This window comes from Pseudomonas sp. Irchel 3A5 (genome assembly GCF_900187575.1).
Classification (GTDB): Bacteria; Pseudomonadota; Gammaproteobacteria; order Pseudomonadales; family Pseudomonadaceae; genus Aquipseudomonas; species Aquipseudomonas folii.
Genome location: NZ_FYDU01000021.1, coordinates 43,516 through 61,264 on the forward strand (window position 1 = coordinate 43,516; position 17,749 = coordinate 61,264).

The 17,749-nt window shown below is 58.8% G+C and carries 15 protein-coding genes; 7 read left to right on the top strand and 8 right to left on the bottom strand.

Annotation, left to right across the window (positions count from 1 at the left end; translation table 11 throughout):
- Window positions 1–7 precede the first annotated feature (7 nt).
- From purH to CKW31_RS27045, 4 genes are all read left to right on the top strand, one after another.
- Window positions 8–1,615, top strand: coding sequence for a bifunctional phosphoribosylaminoimidazolecarboxamide formyltransferase/IMP cyclohydrolase (purH, locus tag CKW31_RS27030; protein WP_095101830.1), 1,608 nt, complete (start codon window positions 8–10; stop codon window positions 1,613–1,615).
- A 169-nt stretch (window positions 1,616–1,784) separates the two neighbouring features.
- Entirely contained in the window at window positions 1,785–3,077 is a 1,293-nt protein-coding gene (gene purD, locus CKW31_RS27035; RefSeq protein WP_095101832.1) for a phosphoribosylamine--glycine ligase, read from the top strand.
- Window positions 3,078–3,227: 150 nt separating this feature from the next.
- Window positions 3,228–6,017 carry a hybrid sensor histidine kinase/response regulator gene (locus CKW31_RS27040; protein WP_095101834.1) on the top strand — a complete coding sequence of 930 codons (2,790 nt, stop codon included), beginning with the start codon at window positions 3,228–3,230 and terminating at the stop codon, window positions 6,015–6,017.
- A gap of 70 nt (window positions 6,018–6,087) precedes the next feature.
- On the top strand, window positions 6,088–6,684 hold the full coding sequence (locus tag CKW31_RS27045; protein ID WP_095101836.1) for a MarC family protein: 597 nt from the start codon (window positions 6,088–6,090) through the stop codon (window positions 6,682–6,684).
- A gap of 114 nt (window positions 6,685–6,798) precedes the next feature.
- Here the strand turns inward: CKW31_RS27045 and CKW31_RS27050 are convergent, their stop codons facing one another.
- The 8 genes from CKW31_RS27050 to cobG form a co-directional block, all read right to left on the bottom strand.
- Entirely contained in the window at window positions 6,799–7,458 is a 660-nt protein-coding gene (locus CKW31_RS27050; RefSeq protein ID WP_141230198.1) for a hypothetical protein, read from the bottom strand.
- On the bottom strand, window positions 7,448–8,173 hold the full coding sequence (locus CKW31_RS27055; RefSeq protein WP_141230199.1) for a hypothetical protein: 726 nt from the start codon (window positions 8,171–8,173) through the stop codon (window positions 7,448–7,450). The genes CKW31_RS27050 and CKW31_RS27055 overlap by 11 nt, the downstream gene beginning before the upstream one ends.
- Before the next feature lie 63 nt (window positions 8,174–8,236).
- Window positions 8,237–9,025, bottom strand: coding sequence for a hypothetical protein (locus CKW31_RS27060; RefSeq protein ID WP_095101842.1), 789 nt, complete (start codon window positions 9,023–9,025; stop codon window positions 8,237–8,239).
- A gap of 343 nt (window positions 9,026–9,368) precedes the next feature.
- Window positions 9,369–10,016, bottom strand: coding sequence for a hypothetical protein (locus CKW31_RS27065; RefSeq protein ID WP_095101844.1), 648 nt, complete (start codon window positions 10,014–10,016; stop codon window positions 9,369–9,371).
- Between the two features lie 88 nt (window positions 10,017–10,104).
- The gene (gene cobJ / locus CKW31_RS27070) at window positions 10,105–11,793 is read right to left on the bottom strand and encodes a precorrin-3B C(17)-methyltransferase (RefSeq protein ID WP_095101846.1); all 1,689 of its coding nucleotides are present in this window, start codon (window positions 11,791–11,793) and stop codon (window positions 10,105–10,107) included.
- Window positions 11,793–12,527 carry a precorrin-2 C(20)-methyltransferase gene (locus CKW31_RS27075; RefSeq protein WP_371856821.1) on the bottom strand — a complete coding sequence of 245 codons (735 nt, stop codon included), beginning with the start codon at window positions 12,525–12,527 and terminating at the stop codon, window positions 11,793–11,795. Before CKW31_RS27075 ends, cobJ begins: the two co-directional genes overlap by 1 nt.
- The gene (locus CKW31_RS27080) at window positions 12,524–13,150 is read right to left on the bottom strand and encodes a precorrin-8X methylmutase (RefSeq protein ID WP_095101848.1); all 627 of its coding nucleotides are present in this window, start codon (window positions 13,148–13,150) and stop codon (window positions 12,524–12,526) included. The genes CKW31_RS27075 and CKW31_RS27080 overlap by 4 nt, the downstream gene beginning before the upstream one ends.
- A complete protein-coding gene (gene cobG / locus CKW31_RS27085; protein ID WP_095101850.1) occupies window positions 13,143–14,495 on the bottom strand; it encodes a precorrin-3B synthase in 1,353 nt (450 codons plus the stop codon). The genes CKW31_RS27080 and cobG overlap by 8 nt, the downstream gene beginning before the upstream one ends.
- Window positions 14,496–14,612: 117 nt before the next feature.
- Here cobG and cbiE point away from each other — a divergent pair, with 117 nt between their 5' ends.
- From cbiE to CKW31_RS27100, 3 genes are read left to right on the top strand one after another with little or no spacing between them, the layout of a single operon-like run.
- Complete coding sequence (gene cbiE, locus CKW31_RS27090; protein WP_095101852.1) at window positions 14,613–15,815, top strand: precorrin-6y C5,15-methyltransferase (decarboxylating) subunit CbiE; 1,203 nt, start codon at window positions 14,613–14,615, stop codon at window positions 15,813–15,815.
- Complete coding sequence (locus tag CKW31_RS27095; RefSeq protein WP_095101854.1) at window positions 15,815–16,912, top strand: cobalt-precorrin-5B (C(1))-methyltransferase; 1,098 nt, start codon at window positions 15,815–15,817, stop codon at window positions 16,910–16,912. The genes cbiE and CKW31_RS27095 overlap by 1 nt, the downstream gene beginning before the upstream one ends.
- Window positions 16,909–17,646 (top strand): cobalt-precorrin-6A reductase, encoded by a 738-nt coding sequence (locus CKW31_RS27100; protein WP_095101856.1) that lies wholly within the window; start codon window positions 16,909–16,911, stop codon window positions 17,644–17,646. Before CKW31_RS27095 ends, CKW31_RS27100 begins: the two co-directional genes overlap by 4 nt.
- The last annotated feature ends 103 nt before the right edge of the window (window positions 17,647–17,749 follow it).

A 17,749-nucleotide genomic window follows, 5' to 3' on the forward strand; every position in this document is an offset into this window, starting at 1 on the left:
AATTGAAATGACCGACCAGACTACCCGCCTGCCGATTCGCCGCGCCTTGATCAGTGTTTCCGACAAGACCGGCATCCTTGAATTTGCCCGTGAACTGGAAGCCCTTGGCGTTGAGATCCTGTCCACCGGCGGCACCTTCAAGCTGTTGCAGGACAATGGCGTCGCAGCGGTAGAAGTCGCTGATTACACCGGCTTCGCAGAAATGATGGACGGCCGGGTCAAGACTCTGCATCCAAAAATTCACGGCGGCATCCTGGGCCGTCGCGGCATCGACGATGCCATCATGAGCGAACACGGGATCAACCCGATCGATCTGGTTGCGGTGAACCTCTACCCGTTCCAGGCCACGGTTGCCAAGCCGGGTTGCGACCTGCCGACTGCCATCGAGAACATCGACATCGGCGGCCCGACCATGGTCCGTTCTGCAGCAAAAAACCATAAAGACGTTGCTATCGTGGTCAACGCAAGCGATTACGGTCAGGTATTGGCAAGCCTCAAGGCTGGCGGTCTGACCTACGCACAGCGTTTCGACCTGATGCTCAAGGCTTTCGAGCACACTGCTGCTTACGACGGCATGATCGCCAACTATCTGGGCAGCATCGACCAGAGCGCCGAAACCCTGAGCACCGAAGGCCGCAGCGAATTCCCGCGCACCTTCAACAGCCAGTTCGTCAAGGCTCAGGAAATGCGCTACGGCGAGAACCCGCACCAGAGCGCGGCGTTCTACGTTGAAGCCAACCCGGCTGAAATCGGTATCGCCACTGCCACACAGCTGCAGGGCAAAGAGCTGTCGTTCAACAATGTGGCCGACACTGACGCTGCGCTGGAATGCGTGAAAAGCTTCGTCAAACCAGCCTGCGTTATCGTCAAACACGCCAACCCGTGTGGCGTTGCTGTCGCACTGGACAACGAAGGCGGCATCCGTCAGGCCTACGAACTGGCCTACGCGACCGATACCGAATCCGCATTTGGCGGCATCATCGCTTTCAACCGTGAGCTGGACGCCGAAACGGCCAAGGCCATCGTCGAGCGTCAGTTCGTTGAAGTGATCATCGCCCCGAGCGTCAGCGCCGAAGCACAGGCCATTGTTGCCAGCAAAGCCAACGTGCGTCTGCTGAGCACCGGCCAATGGGCGGCTGAACGTGGTGCTGCCTGGGACTACAAGCGCGTCAATGGCGGCTTGCTGGTTCAGAGCCGTGATATCGGCATGATCACCGCTGATGACCTGAAAGTAGTCACCAAACGCGCACCAAGCGAGAAAGAAATCCACGACCTGATCTTCGCCTGGAAAGTGGCCAAGTACGTCAAGTCCAACGCCATCGTCTATGCCAAGAACCGCCAGACCATCGGTGTCGGCGCGGGCCAGATGAGCCGCGTAAACTCGGCCCGTATCGCGGCAATCAAAGCTGAACACGCCGGTTTGCAGGTCGCGGGTGCGGTCATGGCTTCCGACGCATTCTTCCCGTTCCGTGACGGCATCGACAACGCTGCCAAAGTGGGCATCACTGCGGTGATCCAGCCAGGCGGCTCGATGCGTGACAACGAAGTGATTGCGGCGGCTGATGAAGCCGGTATCGCCATGGTGTTCACCGGAATGCGGCATTTCAGACACTAAAGTGTCAGCGGCAAGTTTCTAGCTGCAAGCGGCAAGCAAAAGCAGATTTTCGATGCTCTTACCCGCCCTTGCAGCCTTACTAATTCAAAGCCATGAGCCATGTTAAAAGCCGCACAATCTGCTTTTACTTGCCGCTTTTAGCTTGCAGCTTCTCCGAAGGAGTCTTTCTTTGAACGTATTGATCATTGGCAGTGGTGGCCGCGAACACGCTCTGGCGTGGAAAGTCGCTCAGGACCCACGCGTCGTGAAGGTTTTCGTTGCACCGGGCAATGCCGGGACCGCTATCGAAGCGAAGTGCGAGAACGTCGCTATCGACGTGCTGGCCCTTGAGCAACTGGCGGACTTCGCTGAAAAAAACGTCTCCCTGACCATCGTCGGCCCGGAAGTGCCACTGGTTGCCGGCGTTGTCGATCTGTTCCGCAGCCGCAATCTGGACTGCTTCGGCCCTACTGCTGGCGCTGCCCAGCTGGAAGGCTCGAAAGCGTTCACCAAGGATTTCCTGGCGCGTCACAAGATCCCGACCGCCGATTATCAGAACTTCACTGAAATCGAGCCAGCGCTGGCCTACCTGCGCGAAAAAGGTGCTCCGATTGTCATCAAGGCCGATGGCCTGGCGGCAGGCAAGGGCGTAATCGTCGCCATGACCCTGGCCGAAGCCGAAGATGCCGTGCGCGACATGCTGGCCGGTAACGCCTTCGGTGAAGCCGGTTCGCGGGTTGTCATCGAAGAGTTCCTTGATGGCGAAGAAGCCAGCTTCATCGTGATGGTCGACGGCAAGAACGTTCTGCCGATGGCCACCAGCCAGGACCACAAACGCGTCGGCGACGGTGACAGTGGCCCGAACACGGGCGGCATGGGTGCTTACTCCCCTGCCCCGGTCGTCACTGCCGACGTTCACCAGCGCGTGATGGATCTGGTCATCTGGCCGACCGTGCGCGGCATGGCCGACGAAGGTAATGTCTACACCGGCTTCCTCTACGCCGGGCTGATGATCGACAAGGCGGGTAACCCGAAGGTTATCGAGTTCAACTGCCGCTTCGGTGACCCGGAAACCCAACCGGTGATGCTGCGTCTGCAATCCAGTCTGGTCTTGCTGGTGGAAGCGGCTCTGGCTCAGGCGCTGGATAAAGTGGAAGCTCAGTGGGATCCACGCCCGAGCCTGGGCATCGTCCTCGCCGCTGGCGGCTACCCTGGCGATTACGCCAAGGGCGCTGCCATCAAAGGCCTGAATGACGCCGCACAACTGCCGGGTAAAGTGTTCCACGCAGGCACCGCGCTGCAAAATGATCAGGTAGTGACCAGCGGTGGCCGCGTGCTTTGTGCGACTGCATTAGGCGAAACAGTGGGCGATGCTCAAAAACACGCCTATGCTCTGGCCGCAAAGGTTGATTGGGAAGGTTGCTTCTATCGCAGTGACATCGGCTATCGCGCCATTGCCCGCGAGCGTGGTGAAGACCTGTAACCAGGCCTGCGCCGGGCTTTGGCAGGCCGGGACGAGCGCAACAGCGTTCTCCCGTCCTGTCAGGTCCGACAGGCTATTTCAGGACTGCACGCAAAGATTAAAGATAGAGTTTAGAGTTATCGGGCATTCATCTTACGAAGGGATTTCACCGTGCGCTGGCTCAGGATTGCCAAAGGTTTAACTGTAGGGCTGTTGACCCTGCTCTTCGTGCTGTCGGCGCAAGCCCAGCCAAGTGCGGGCTGGTCAACATTGCTCGACACGCAGGCAAACCTGCAATTGAGCGACGTCCGTTCGGCCCGCTATCAGAACCAGCTCAGCCCGACTGACCTCGATCAGGTCACCGCCGCGGATCGAAATAGCGCGCTGTGGCTGCACTATCAGTTGCAACCCAGCGATCATGAACAGCTTCTACGCATCTTCGCGCCCGATCTTGCCAGCCTGGACCTCTATGTCCTTGAGGGCGACCAACTGCTCAACCATTCGCGAACCGGCAATAACATCGCGCCCCAGAACGATGCCTTGCGGTCCAGCGACTTCATGCTGCCAATCCCGCAAAGTAACGCCCCTGTGGATATCTATCTGCGGCTGGTCTCAACTCAGCAACTTCGGCCCAATATCAGCCTGCAACCGGCAATCTACAGCGCCGCCGACGAGCGCGAGCCGTTTCTGTTCGGACTTTTGTTCGGTTCGCTGGGCATGCTGATCCTGCAGAACCTGACGCGTTACGCGCACACCCGCTCACGCAGCAACCTGTGGCTCGCGAGCTGTGAAGGATTGTTGGCGCTCAGCGCGGCCCTGCTGCTCAACCTGCTGACCCCATGGCTCAAGACCTGGCACATCGCACAGACACCGGCGGCGCATCTGACGCTATTGTTCGCAGCGCTGGCAGGCTTGATGTACGCCCACTCCTTCTTCGTCCATCGCAATGTCGTCGCACTCAATCGCCTTTTGATGGGCAGTCTGGTGGTCATCGCCCTCGGCTGCCTGTTGATACTGTTCGTCGACACGCTGCCACTCAACGTTGTCACGTTCGGGCTGGTGACACTCGCAACCGTGAGCATTCTGTTCGTCTCTGCTTACCACTGGCAAAAAGGCTACTGGCCAGCTCGCCTGTTCGTGCTGTCGATGGTGACCTTCAACATCGGATGTCTGGTCATTCTGCCTGCGCTGCTGTGGCTGACCTGGATTTCCCCGCAATGGCTGATCCTCACACTGCTGGCGGTGTTCTGCTTCAGCGGTCTGTTGATGAGCGTGGCCATCAGCGAGCGTCACCGCAGCTTTACCGAAGACAACTTCAGCATCAGCCGTGACAAGGCCGCCAGTACCGCAGAAATCAACGCTAAAGCAGAGTTTCTGGCCAAGATCAGCCATGAAATCCGTACACCTATGAACGGCGTACTGGGCATGACTGAACTGCTGCTGGGCACTCCGCTGTCGGTCAAGCAGCGCGACTACGTGCAGACGATTCACAGCGCAGGCAACGAACTGCTCAGCCTGATCAACGAAATTCTCGATATCACCAAACTCGAATCGGGCCAGATCGAGCTGGATGATGTGCAATTCGACCTCAGCGCACTGATCGAAGACTGCCTGAATATCTTCCGCGCCAAGGCCGAGCAACAAGAGGTGGAGCTGATCAGCCTGATTCAGCCGCAAGTGCCTCGCGTCATCAGTGGTGATCCGACACGCTTGCGCCAGACGGTGTTGAGCCTTCTGGAAAACGCCCTTAAGAAAACCGACGAAGGCGAAATTCTGGTGGTGGTCGCGCTCGACTCACGAGCAGGCAAACCTCGACTGCGCATTGCCGTTCAAGACAGCGGTGAAGCGCTCTCCAGCGATGAGCGCGAAGCGCTGCTTCATGCAGAATTGCACAGCAAGAACTTCCTGGCGTCGAGCAAGCTGGGCGGGCATCTGGGCCTGGTCATTGCTCGCCAGTTGATCGTTTTGATGGGCGGCGAATTTGGTATCCAGTCCGGCGGCTCTCACGGCAGCACGCTGTGGCTGAGCCTGCCCCTGGATGCTGATCGTCTGGAACAACCGCCACTGGATCTCGACAGCCCGCTCAGGGGCGCCCGCGTCCTGGTGGTCGATGACAACGAAACCTGCCGCAAAGTACTGGTCCAGCAATGCAGCTCCTGGGGCCTGAACGTCAGCGCCGTGCCGTCCGGCAAAGAAGCGCTGGCGCTGCTGCGGACCAAGGCACATTTGCGTGATTACTTTGATGTGGTGCTGCTGGACCAGAACATGCCTGGCATGACTGGCATGCAACTGGCAGCCAAGATCAAGGAAGATCCGAGCCTGAACCACGACATTCTGCTGATCATGCTGACCGGCATCAGTAACGCGCCGAGCAAGGTCATCGCCCGCAACGCGGGCATCAAACGGATTCTGGCCAAACCCGTTGCGGGCTACACACTCAAGACCACGCTGGCGGACGAACTCACCCAATTGAACAAGGGTGCAACACCGCATCAGGTGACACCGATCCACAACATACCGGTCAAGGTGCCAAGTGACTTCCGTATTCTGGTCGCGGAAGACAACAACATTTCCACCAAAGTGATTCGCGGCATGTTGGGCAAACTCAACCTGAATCCAGACACCGCCAGCAACGGCGAAGAGGCATTACGCGCGATGAAAGCCCAGCGCTATGACCTGGTGCTGATGGACTGTGAGATGCCGATTCTGGATGGCTTCTCTGCCACCGAACAGCTCCGCGCCTGGGAAGTTGGCAATCAACGGGTAAGAACGCCCGTGGTCGCGCTGACCGCGCACATTCTCACCGAACACAAGGATCGCGCCCGTCAGGCAGGCATGGACGGGCACATGGCCAAACCCGTGGAGTTGTCCCAACTGCGCGAGCTGGTAGAACACTGGGTCGCGCAACGTGAGAAGGTTCGTACGCTGACCTCGGCCGGTGACCTGTACCAACAAAACTGATCTGTTGTCATCGACGTCTATTACGCCCTGATAGACTCGCCCCGTCTTTATCTGCTGCCGAGCCCAAGTCATGCTGCATGTGTTGTTCAGCGTTTATCTGAAGATGCTGGTGCTTTACAGCCCGTTCTTCGTCTTGTCCTGCTTCATCAGCCTGACACGTGGCCACTCGCGCAAAGAGCAACGGCGTCTGGCATGGAAGGTGGCGCTGGCAACCCTGATCTCCAGTGTGCTTCTGTACCTGTTCGGCCGGATGATATTCAGTGTCTTCGGCATTACCGTCGATGCATTCCGGATTGGCGCGGGCAGCGTGCTGTTCATTTCGGCACTGGGCATGGCGCAAGGCAAGTCAGCGGTACAAACCGACAATGTTCAGCAGGACGTCACCATCGTCCCGCTGACCATCCCGCTCACTGTCGGCCCGGGCACCATTGGTGCACTGCTGGTAATGGGGGTCAGCCAGCCTCACTGGGACGACAAACTGACCGCCATTGTCAGCATTGCCTTGGCCAGCCTCACGGTTGGCGTGGTGCTTTACCTGGCCAATAACATCGAACGCATTCTGGGCGAACAGGGCTTACAGATTGTCAGTCGGTTGATGGGGCTGTTTGTCTGTGCGCTGGCTGCGCAGATCATATTTACGGGTGTGCGGGGCTATCTGGTGCAGTGAGTGCTGCTCGTGTTGGTCGAACAACACTTCACCACCGGTATAAATCGACATCCTGCAGAGTCCGCTCCCGGCTAAAGCCGGTCCTGCGTTTGAGGAGCCGGCATACCGCTTTTTTCAAAGACTGATGCGTTCAATAAACTCAGCGCCTCCTTCACGTAGATCCTGCTCGATACGCTCCCGATTAGCGTTGTAATTGGTGCTTTCGAACGCGTAGCAGCCGCCCCGAAGCGTTAACGTCATTTCATAGGTGAAAGGCCAAGGCCCAACGGGTATGGGTTTTAGCTTTGTGCGAGTGATCATCTGCAAGCCACAGATTGCAATTTCGATATGACCCGTGTGACTTTTCATGCACGGAATTATCTGGAAGCTGTCAGAGCGGCCCGAGCTAAAGTTCAACCACGAGCTGAAAAAACTCTGCGCCTGGGGGCTTTCAAACATGGTATTCAGCGCATCCTCTGCTGCCTTGCCAAGGCTGGGGGAATTTATCCGCCCCACGATTTTCTTACTTTCACGCTGAAACCCTTTTTTATTACTCACCTTCACCGGGGCGCCGCCCAATACAGCCGTCTGTATGAACCCGGTAATCGGGAGCACTCGCTGGAAGGTATCGATCCAGCGATCCCACTGTTCAACCCGGTCAGCCGCCTGGTTTGCGCGTAGTTCGCAGAACATCAGGCAATCCAGAGTGCGGGAGCGTTCCTCGGCAGAAATACCAGGCAAGAATGAAACAAGGTTGGAACCGAGTATCAGCGAGGCAGACCTATCAGTCTTCATGGCTCGCCCCACTCAACTTGAAAATCAGCTCTTGGCGAAGGTGACCCAGCTTTTTCAAGAGTCCGTCACGGAAGCGTGCGTAGTGGTGGTCGTCCAGCTCAGTGCTGATCAGGGTCAGTTCCACGTTGCCCGTGATATGCCCCTGGTCGAACAGTTGGGCAAACGGCAGCCCAGTGACCTGACTTGTGGCTTTGAACGAAATGAAAACCAGCGTCATCAGCGGCTCCGAATCGACAAAAGCCAGTTGAAACGACACGGTAGATGCCGCCTCACTCGAGGGCGACGATGGATTTAATTGAGACTCATCAGATTGCTCGACCTGCAAACTATCAGTCGAGCATTGCCGGAAGAATCCAAAGCCATCAGCACTACCGTCCTGGAGGTGCATCAGGGTTTGCTCCGCTTGCTGGATGAGTGCTTGCGAGACCCGTCTATTCAGACCCTGCTTGACCAGTCCCCACACCGATCCCTGCTCCTGAAGAGGGATATTCAGCACATCACGGCGGGACGTCCTGCTGCCGAATGTAGCCAAGGCATTCATGTACGCCTGACGCCATGGAGCGCCCTCGTTGAATTTGTTGTGCCTGCTCGACGCACCGAGTTGAAAGGCGAGATGACTCGCCAGCGTGTCATCTTCGAAGGAGGGTGAAACGTACTCGGAAAAAAAGAACAAACCACCTGCGTTCACGTAACTGTGTTGCATTCCCTTGCTCATGGTTTTAGCTCACTGCGTGCACGATAGAAGGAAGAGTCGCGGCGAACCGCGACTCGGCATCAATCAAAACAATTCATTGATGGCTTCATTGGAATATTCGGTCAGTTTGGCCTCGACCGTACGACGCACCCGCTCATACTGCACCTGGTTGAGCGTCAGGTGGTTCTGGGCCCGCTTGATACGTACCGTAGAATTACTCCACTCCCAGAACAGGACATTGGTGATGTTCAGGCTCGAACTGAAATCCAGGGCGCCCATTGCCATGACCACTTCGCCGTCGGCGGACTCAGCCGATGATGCGATCGTAAATGTGCCACCCGAATAGGTCTTGCTGTGTTGATCGAACAAAGAGCGCTTCGCTTCATCGTTCTGAAGCGCAGCAACTGCATCTTTTGCGACATTCAACAGGAGCAACGAAGTAGGGCCCGGCAAGGCTGCGGCGGCAATGGCAGACTTGAGAACCTCCAGTGCGGCCTGCTCCATGGTGAAGCGGCGATCACGGACCTGATAATCACTCATCCCCGAGGATTGGGAGAACCAACCGCACGTAGTCAATACGCGGAGGAAATGACCATAACGCTCAACGCCATCCTGCGGAAAGCGATTGGTGGCAGCAATGGAGGCTAATTGAATACTGTCTTTGATAATCCCCTTGTTATATTCCGACATGCCAGCCGTGATGGCGACAATGGTATTACCCATCGACCAGGCTTCTGGATTTTTTTCATCAATATTGAAGCCTCCCAGCCGTGGCGTGATATGCGATACATGATCACAATCCGGCAGATCGCAGGTCGCGAGAAAGTCATTATCATCCTGGATACGGGTTTCAAACTGCATATCATTTAACATATAAATCCCTTATTTAGTAATTCGTGTCCCTCATGGACACTTTCAAGCTAGCTCACTCTTGCGACGACGTCTATCTGAGTAAACAGCAAGTTTCACAACGATGTAGATTCCACACCCGAGCAGTAAAGCCAAACCGCCAGTACCTCAAAACCCCACTAAATCGGGCGCCCATTAAACAACTGAAGAATAGTATGAGTACGCCTTAATCATATTCAGACAGTTCACGTCTCTATGCCCTACCGTCGTTGAGGAAAATTGTCCGAACAACAGCTGACAACTTCCCGGTCTCGAGTCAGCCATTTCTTACAATGCGCAAGGCTAAAGCGTGGGGAGTGGCAACGGCTCAAAGGCTGAGCTGTTCGAGATTGAACCGCCCCACCTCAAGTAGTCTGGCCTGGATACGCTGCCGGTGAGGGGCGAAAGCTTCACTATTGAAGTTGTACACGCCACCTGCCAGGCGCACGACCATCTCGCGATTGACCTGCAGCCCCCCGCCACGGCTATCGGAGGACACGGTGGCGCTTGCGTGCAATCCACAGATGAGGATAGAGACATCGTCCTCCCCGGCGCTTACGCAAGGTACTACCTGAAAGGTACTGAAGTAACCTGAGGCGATTCCAGAATCAAAGAAGTGCCGTGCTTGCTCATTAAATTGCGTAGCCCGGAATGAACGTCGGACCAGGTCCATCAGCCCGCTGACACGTATCGAACCGGCTACTTCAACGCTGATATTATCCAATTCATGAGCACTATTTATAACCATTGGTTGTTTGACAAGCAAACTCTTCAATTGACAACCAGCGCTGACCACGTGGCTCCGATAGTAGTTAATCCAGCTCGTCCACTGACTCTGTGGACGCCATACCTGAGTGGCTCGGCAATCGGCAAACATCAGCATATCGATTATATCGTTGCGCTGCGCGCTTGAGACGCCAGAGAAAGAGAAAAGATTATGACCTGTGCGCACAGCGTTATTATTTATGCTTTCCATTTTAAAACTCCACGTAGAACTAAGGAGTTTTAAACTTAGTGAAGAATACTGACGCCGTCCATGGCCCCACATAATTTACAGAGTATTCTTACTTATACCACCGCGGTGTATATACCCACTGACTCCCATCCGGACGTGCAAAAGTGCAGGTCGTTGATGAACCAATCAGTACCATCGTGCGCATGTCCACCTGCTCCGGCGTCAGTTCACCCAAGGTGATGATGCGCAGAGTCTGACCCGGTCGGCCTATATCACGCCCTAACGTCACAGGGGTTTCAGGCGTGCGGTGCTGGCGGACGATCTCCAGCGCACGTCCCAACTGCCAGGGACGGGAGCGGGAAATCGGGTTGTAGAAAGCCAGCGCCAGATCAGCCTGAGACGCCAGGTCCAGACGCTTTTCGATGATGTCCCAAGGCTTGAGGTTGTCCGAGAGCGACATCACACAGAAATCATGACCCAACGGCGCACCCGCCTGGGCAGCGGTTGCCAAAGACGCGGAGACACCGGGCAGGATTTCCAGCTCGACGTTATGCCAATCGGCGTTGGTTGATTCGTGCAGGGCTTCCAGGACCGCCGAGGCCATGGCGAACACGCCGGGGTCGCCAGAGGACACCACCACCACTGACCGGCCAGAAGCGGCCAGTTCGAAAGCGTGCCGGGCGCGCTGCATTTCTTCGCGGTTATCGGTGCAGTGCATGACCTGATCGGCACGAAATGGCCCGGCCATACGCACGTAGGTTTCGTAGCCCAGGATGTCATTGGCCCGAGCCAGTTCGGCCTTGACGGCGGGCACCATCAGCTCTGCGGCACCCGGTCCAAGACCGATAACCGCGAGCCTGCCACGCCCTTTGCCGATCTGTTGAACATCCAGCGGCTGGGGCGCGACGGTAATTGCTATCCCATCGTTAACACTGATCGGCGGCAGCAACTGCGACACGGCTTGCGCAGCCATATCAACCGCTGACGCGCCTGGAACAAAGCGCAGTGGAACGTCCAGTTCCCGTGCGGCTTGATGCAGCAACGGATGAGCCATCTGCGAATCAGCCGCCAACAGGCATGCCAGCGATTGAATAGCGATGCCTGCATCGTGCAGCGCAGCCCGGATGCCAACCGCCAGCCCGGCGCTGATTGGGGTGACCGCCACTGCCACGCTGCGCGGGTAGATCAGCAGTTCGTTGGCAGACGGCTCACGCTCGGCGCAGCTCACATGAATCGCCAGTTGAGCGTGTTCGTCTTCCGGCAGTTGCGCCTTGGCCAGCCAGGGCGCGGCACCTTCGATGCGTACGCGTTCACCAGAGAGCAAATCCGAGACAAAACGCTTGCCCAGCTCCAGATCGCCCAGCGCGTAGCCGCTTGGAGGGTTGAGCAGACATGTGCCAAAACGCAGTTCGCCACTGGTGGTGATCGCAGGAGTGGTACCCAAACCCTCAGCGATCTGCCGGGCCATGACATTGACTCCACCAAGACCGCCCAGCAGCGGCACGACCGCACTGCCGTCTTCGGCAATGGCGAGCACCGCAGGCTCGGCGCCCTTTTCCAGCAGCAGCGGCGCGAGGGTACGGATGACGATGCCCGCCGCACACAGGGCAATGATTGGCGTGTTCTGTTGATAGAGCTGACGCAGGGTTGCGCCAAACTCGCTGTAGGTCCGGTCTGCACCTTGTACTCGATCGTTCAGGCCGTAAACCAGTGAATCCTGATACAGCTGTTGAATGCGTCGAGCAGTCGCCAGGCTGCCATTGCCCAGAATCACAATGGCTGGAATGTTCTGCGCCATCAGCCCTGCCACCTTTCGCCCGGAACAATGATCAGCGAGAAGTACGGCGAGGACATTGGCACCACTTCATCCAGCGGGACGATTTTCTGATTGGCCATGGTGGCCCGCTCAACGTACAGCGCCCGCTCCGCAAGGCCTAGTTCTTCCAGCACCTGGCGGACTTTCGGGAAGTTACGGCCCAGTTTCATGATCACCGCTGCGTCGGCATCGGCCAATTTGCGCTTGAGCTCTTCATGGGGCAGCACGCCTGACAGGACCGACAGGCTCTGGTTGCGATACACCAGCGGCGCGCCCAACACCGAAGCACCACCCAGCATCGAACAGACCCCAGGTATGACCTGAGCCTCGTATTTATCGGCAAGGCGGTCATGCAGATACATGTAGGAACCGTAGAAAAACGGATCGCCTTCGCAGATCACCGCCACGTCACGACCGGCTTCCAGATGGGCCGCCACATCAAAACTGGCCTCATCGTAGAAATCGCTGATGACTTTTTCGTAGGACATCGGCGCAGGCAGCGCTTCGGTGGTCACCGGGTACACCAGCGGCATCAAGGTCTGGGCGTCCTGCAAATGGCCTTCGATGATGCCGAACGCATTGCCCTTCTTGCCCTTGGCCACGAAGTACGCAACCACTGGGGACTCACGCAGCAAGCGCAGGGCTTTGACGGTAATCAGCTCTGGGTCGCCAGGGCCAACACCCAGACCAATCAATCGACCGCGTGCCTGCATCATTCGATCTCCGTGGCCAGTGCGTTGACGGCAGCCACGGCCATGGCACTGCCGCCACGACGCCCCTGCATGATCACGAACGGTACGCCACGGCTGTCAGCGGCGAGCATGGCCTTGGATTCGGCCGCACCGACGAAGCCCACCGGAAAGCCAAGGATAAGAGCCGGTTTCGGCGCACCGGCATCGAGCATTTCCAGCAGATAGAACAGCGCGGTCGGCGCATTGCCGATCACCACGACGCTGCCTTCAAGGTGTTCACGCCAGTGCTCCAGAGCGACCGCAGAACGGGTGTTGCCCAGCTCCAGAGCCAACTCGCGCACGCCTTCATCATGCAAGGTGCAGATAATCTGATTGTTGGCAGGCAGACGGGTACGCGTAATACCCTCGGACACCATGCGCGCATCACACAGGATCGGCGCGCCAGCGGCCAGCGCATCGCGTCCGGCCTTGCCAGCACCTTCCGAGAAGCGCAGGTCTTCGATGACCTCGACCATGCCGCAGGCATGGATCACGCGCACGGCGAGTTTTTCCAAGTCAGAAGGGATCGTATCCAGGCGCGCTTCCGCACGAATGATCGCGAAGGAGTTGCGATAAATCTCCTGACCATCGCGGATGTAATCAATCATGGGTACTGCTCCGTGAGTCGGCGATCAACAATGCGCCGACTGCTTCAATAGTGAGGTCACGCGCTTGCAGGGCACCGAAACCGGGCTGCGCTGCATCGCGAAAATAAAGGTCATAGTGGCCGGGGGAGACCGCCAGTAAGGTCACCGAGGCCAGATGCGCCGCTGCGCAAGAGCGCTTGCAGGCCGACAGATGTACCGCCCGGCTGACTCCGCTGCGTTGCAATTGCCCGGCCAGCAGCCGTGCATCGGCTTTGGTGTCGGCCAGTCCCTTGGCGCAATCGGTCGAACCGGTGCAGGCGATGATCTGTGCCAACGGCTGATCGGCGGAGCACAACAGCCCGGCGTCCTGCAACGCCGACAGCACCTGTGCACCCTGCCCGCTCGGGATATTCGGCAACAGCACGCTTTGCCACGGGGTCAGGCGCAAGCTGCCGTCGCCGAACCCGGTCGCCAGTTGTGCAACGGCGTTCAGCATCGCCGGATCCATGCGCCCCAATGGCACAGCACCGCCCACCGCCACCAAGCCGGTTTGCCGCTGTGGATAAATCCCCAGATGCTGGCTAGGCCTGATTGCAGGACGACGCCAGGTGGTCACTTTTTGATCAGCTCGCAGCTCGACACTCAAACGCGGCTGTAACTGTTCAAGCAATTGCTGCGCCGAGACAGCCTCCAACAGGTGTCGCATGCGTACCTGCTCCGGACGGGCCAGATCCAGAAACAGCTCCAGAACCGCCAACACCAGTTCCAGCCCGTTAGCCACCGGAACCGCTGCCAATGGCGAGTCTTGAGCAGGGCAACCCGCCAGACCGAAGCCCAGCATGATAACGCCGTCCACGTTGAGCGCCGACAGCCACAGGTCATGGGGATGTTCGAGCATCACCATGGCTTCGCCGCCGTCCAGGGACAGCGCGAACTTGGGCGACAGGTCATGAAAGCGCGGATTGCTTTCCAGCGCAGCCAGAATCTGCGCGGCCAAAGGTCGCACGTCCAGCAAACTGTGCGGGTCAAGACCTGCCACAGGGCTGAGCATCAGGTTGCGCACATCATCGCTGCCAGGGTTGGTCGGGCCAAGCCCGGCTGCCAGCAGCGTGTCGATCAGTTCTGCCTGTTGATCACCAATGCCGCGAATCTGCAGGTTGGCCCGGTTGGTGGCTTCGATTACGCCATGGGCGTAGGTCTGCGCCGCCAGTGCGACGGCGTGAGCCTGGGCCGCGCTGATGGAGCCGCCTGCCAGTTTGATCCGGCAGATACCGCCATCCAGTGCCGGGACGATACGCAGCAACCCCGGGCAAGCCGAGGGGCGTAAGGACTTCAAAGGCGTGCGAGCGGACTTCGGCTCGGTCAATGGATCACCATCAATTGGTTTGAATAGGCACTTGTGCCTATCAGGCGCGGTATTATGCCTGCTTTGTCCGCAGGCATGAAAAGCCGCTCTGTCGGAAGATCGGATTGAGGTACGCAAATGTCGCCCTGGCTGACGGTCGTGGGAATTGGTGAAGATGGCTACAAAGGCCTGGGCAAGAACGCCCGGCACGCTCTACTGCGCGCCGATCAGGTGTTCGGCGGGCCGCGCCAGCTGGAGTTGCTGCCGCCTTGCATCAAAGCCGAGCGCCGCGCCTGGCCCAGCCCTTTCTCTCTGAATCCAGTGCTTGAGCAACGCGGCGCTGAAGTGTGCGTGCTGGCCAGCGGCGATCCGATGCTGTTCGGGGTAGGCGCCAGCCTGACGCGTGTCGTTGCCGTCGAGGAAATGCTGATCCTGCCTGCGCCCTCCTCCTATTCCCTGGCGGCGGCCCGTTTGGGCTGGCCGTTGCAGGACGTGGTCACGCTGTCCGTGGTGGCCCGACCACTGGCCGCGCTGAATGCCCGATTCCATCACGGCGTGCGCCTGCTGGTGCTGAGCAACGACGGCACTAGCCCGGCGGCGATTGCCGGTTTGTTGCGTGAACGTGGTTTCGGCCCGAGCCACATGACCGTGCTGGAGCATCTGGGCGGTCCGGCCGAACGCCGGGTGGACGGTCTGGCCAGTGAATGGGCCAATCCCGAAATCGCCGCGCTGAACGTAGTGGCGATCGACTGCCGTGCCGACGCCAGCGCCTTGCGGTTGTCGCCGCTGGCCGGTTTGCCCGACGAAGCCTTCGAGCATGACGGCCAACTGACCAAACGCGATGTGCGGGCGATCACGCTGGCGCGTCTGGCCCCGCTGCCGGGCGAGTTGCTATGGGACGTCGGGGCGGGCTGTGGCTCCATCGGTATCGAATGGATGCGAGCCCATCCCACCTGCCGAACGCTGGCCATTGAAGCCGATGAAGGCCGCCAGCAACTGATCGAATTCAACCGCGATGCGCTGGGGGTGCCAGGCCTGCAACTGGTGCGCGGCAATGCGCCTCAGGCACTGGCCGGGCTTGAGCGTCCCGACGCGATTTTTATCGGCGGCGGCGTGACCCGTCCCGGCGTGCTGGATACTTGCTGGCAGCAACTGCGCCCTGGCGGCCGTCTGGTCGCCAATGCCGTAACGTTGCAAAGCGAAGCAACGTTGATGGCCTGGCGCGATCTACATGGCGGTGAACTGACCCGCATCCACATCGCCCACGCCAGACCGCTGGGCGAATTCGATACGTGGCGTCAGGCACTGCCTATCACTCTGCTGGATGTGGTCAAACCCTGATGCGCAATGAAACCGCTGAACAACCCGCCCCCCTGCGTAGCGGCCTGACCACCGGCAGTTGCGCCACCGCAACCAGTCTGGCGGCGGCGCGACTGTTGTTGGGCGGGGAAGTCAACGATGCGGTGGAAATCGTTTTGCCCAAGGGCAAGCACGTGCAGATGCGGCTGGAGTTCTGCCGATTGGTGGCGGACGGTGCGGAGGCCGGTACGATCAAGGATGCCGGTGACGACCCGGACGTCACCCATGGCGCACTGGTTTTTTCCAGGGTGCGGCTGCTGGATGTTGCGACAGTAATTTTTATCGCGGGCCAGGGCGTTGGCACCGTAACGCGACCGGGTCTGGTGCTGAAAGTGGGTGAGCCCGCGATCAATCCGGTGCCACGGATGATGATCATTGAACACCTGCAAGCGCTGGCAAATGAGCTGGGTTACACCGGTGGCTTTGAAATCACGGTGAACGTCGAGGGCGGCGAAGCCCTGGCGTTGAAGACCATGAATCCGCGCCTCGGGATTGTCGGCGGCCTTTCTATTCTGGGCACCAGCGGGATTGTCAGGCCGTTCTCGTGCGCGGCCTACATCGCCTCGATCCACCAAGGCATCGACGTCGCCAAAACCAACGGTTATCAACACATCGCGGCCTGTACAGGCAACGCCAGCGAAGACACCATGCGTCGCTTCTATCAGATGCCGGACATCGCCCTGATCGAGATGGGCGATTTCGTCGGTGCCGTGCTCAAGCACCTGCGCAAAGTGCCTGTGGCCAAACTGAGTATTTGCGGCGGCTTCGGCAAAATCAGCAAGCTGGCGGCCCGGCACATGGACCTGCACAGCCGTCATTCCAGCATCGACCTGCCGCAACTGGCGCGCTGGGCGGAGGATGGCGGAGCCGATGAAGCACTGCAGCAGGCCATTCTCGAAGCCAATACCAGCCAGCAGGCTCTGGCGATGTGCGCGGCAGCAGGCGTGCCGCTGGGCGACATCGTTTGCCAGCACGCGCTGGACTTCGCCCGCAGCGTGGTGCCATCGCAGGTTGAAGTGGAAGTCTTCGCGATTGATCGCCAGGGCGGCATCGTCGGAACAGCGGGAGTCAGCGCTTGAAACGCGTGTTATTGCTTGGTGGTGTGACTGACGCCCTGGCCATCGCCCGCACCCTCGGCCCGCAGCATATCTACAGCCTCGCAGGCGTAGGCCGGGTGCCGACTGATCTTGTCTGCGAAGTGCGCGTCGGCGGTTACGGTGGCGCTGAAGGGCTGGCGCAATTCATGACCGCGCAAGGCATCGATTTACTGGTCGACGCGACCCATCCTTATGCGGCACAAATCAGCCAAAACGCAGCCCGCGCCGCCGGGCTCGCCAACGTACCGTGCTGGGCTCTGCGTCGACCCGCCTGGCAGGCCGGTCCGAACGACGATTGGCGCGAAGTGGCGGACTGGGCCGAACTGGTCAAGGCTTTGCAATCCTTTCAGCGCCCATTGTTCACCTTGGGTCGCGAGCCTTTGCAGCATCTGGACGAGATCCCCGCCCATCAGTTCTGGACGTTACGCGCCCTCGAAAACACCCTGCGCCGCGTGCCGCAGCACGAGCGCTGCGAGGTCATCGGCGCACGCGGGCCGTTTCTGCTGGAGGACGAACGCGCCCTCTTTCAGCAACGTGCCATTGATGTGCTGATCAGCAAGAACAGCGGCGGCGATGCAACCGAGGCCAAGCTGGAAGTGGCGCGTGAACTGAAGTTGCCGGTATTGATACTCAAACGCCCGGAGTTGCCGGAGGTGGATCGGGAATTTGGGTCTGCGAGAGCGTTGCTTGAGGCGCTGGATCAGTATCAGCTCTGATGCCGATTCCGTGGGAACGAATTTATTCGGGAAGGTGGTACTAAGGTAATTTCTCAGCAGGTCTACCGTTATCGCGAGCAAGCTCACTCAGGTCTATGCTTGC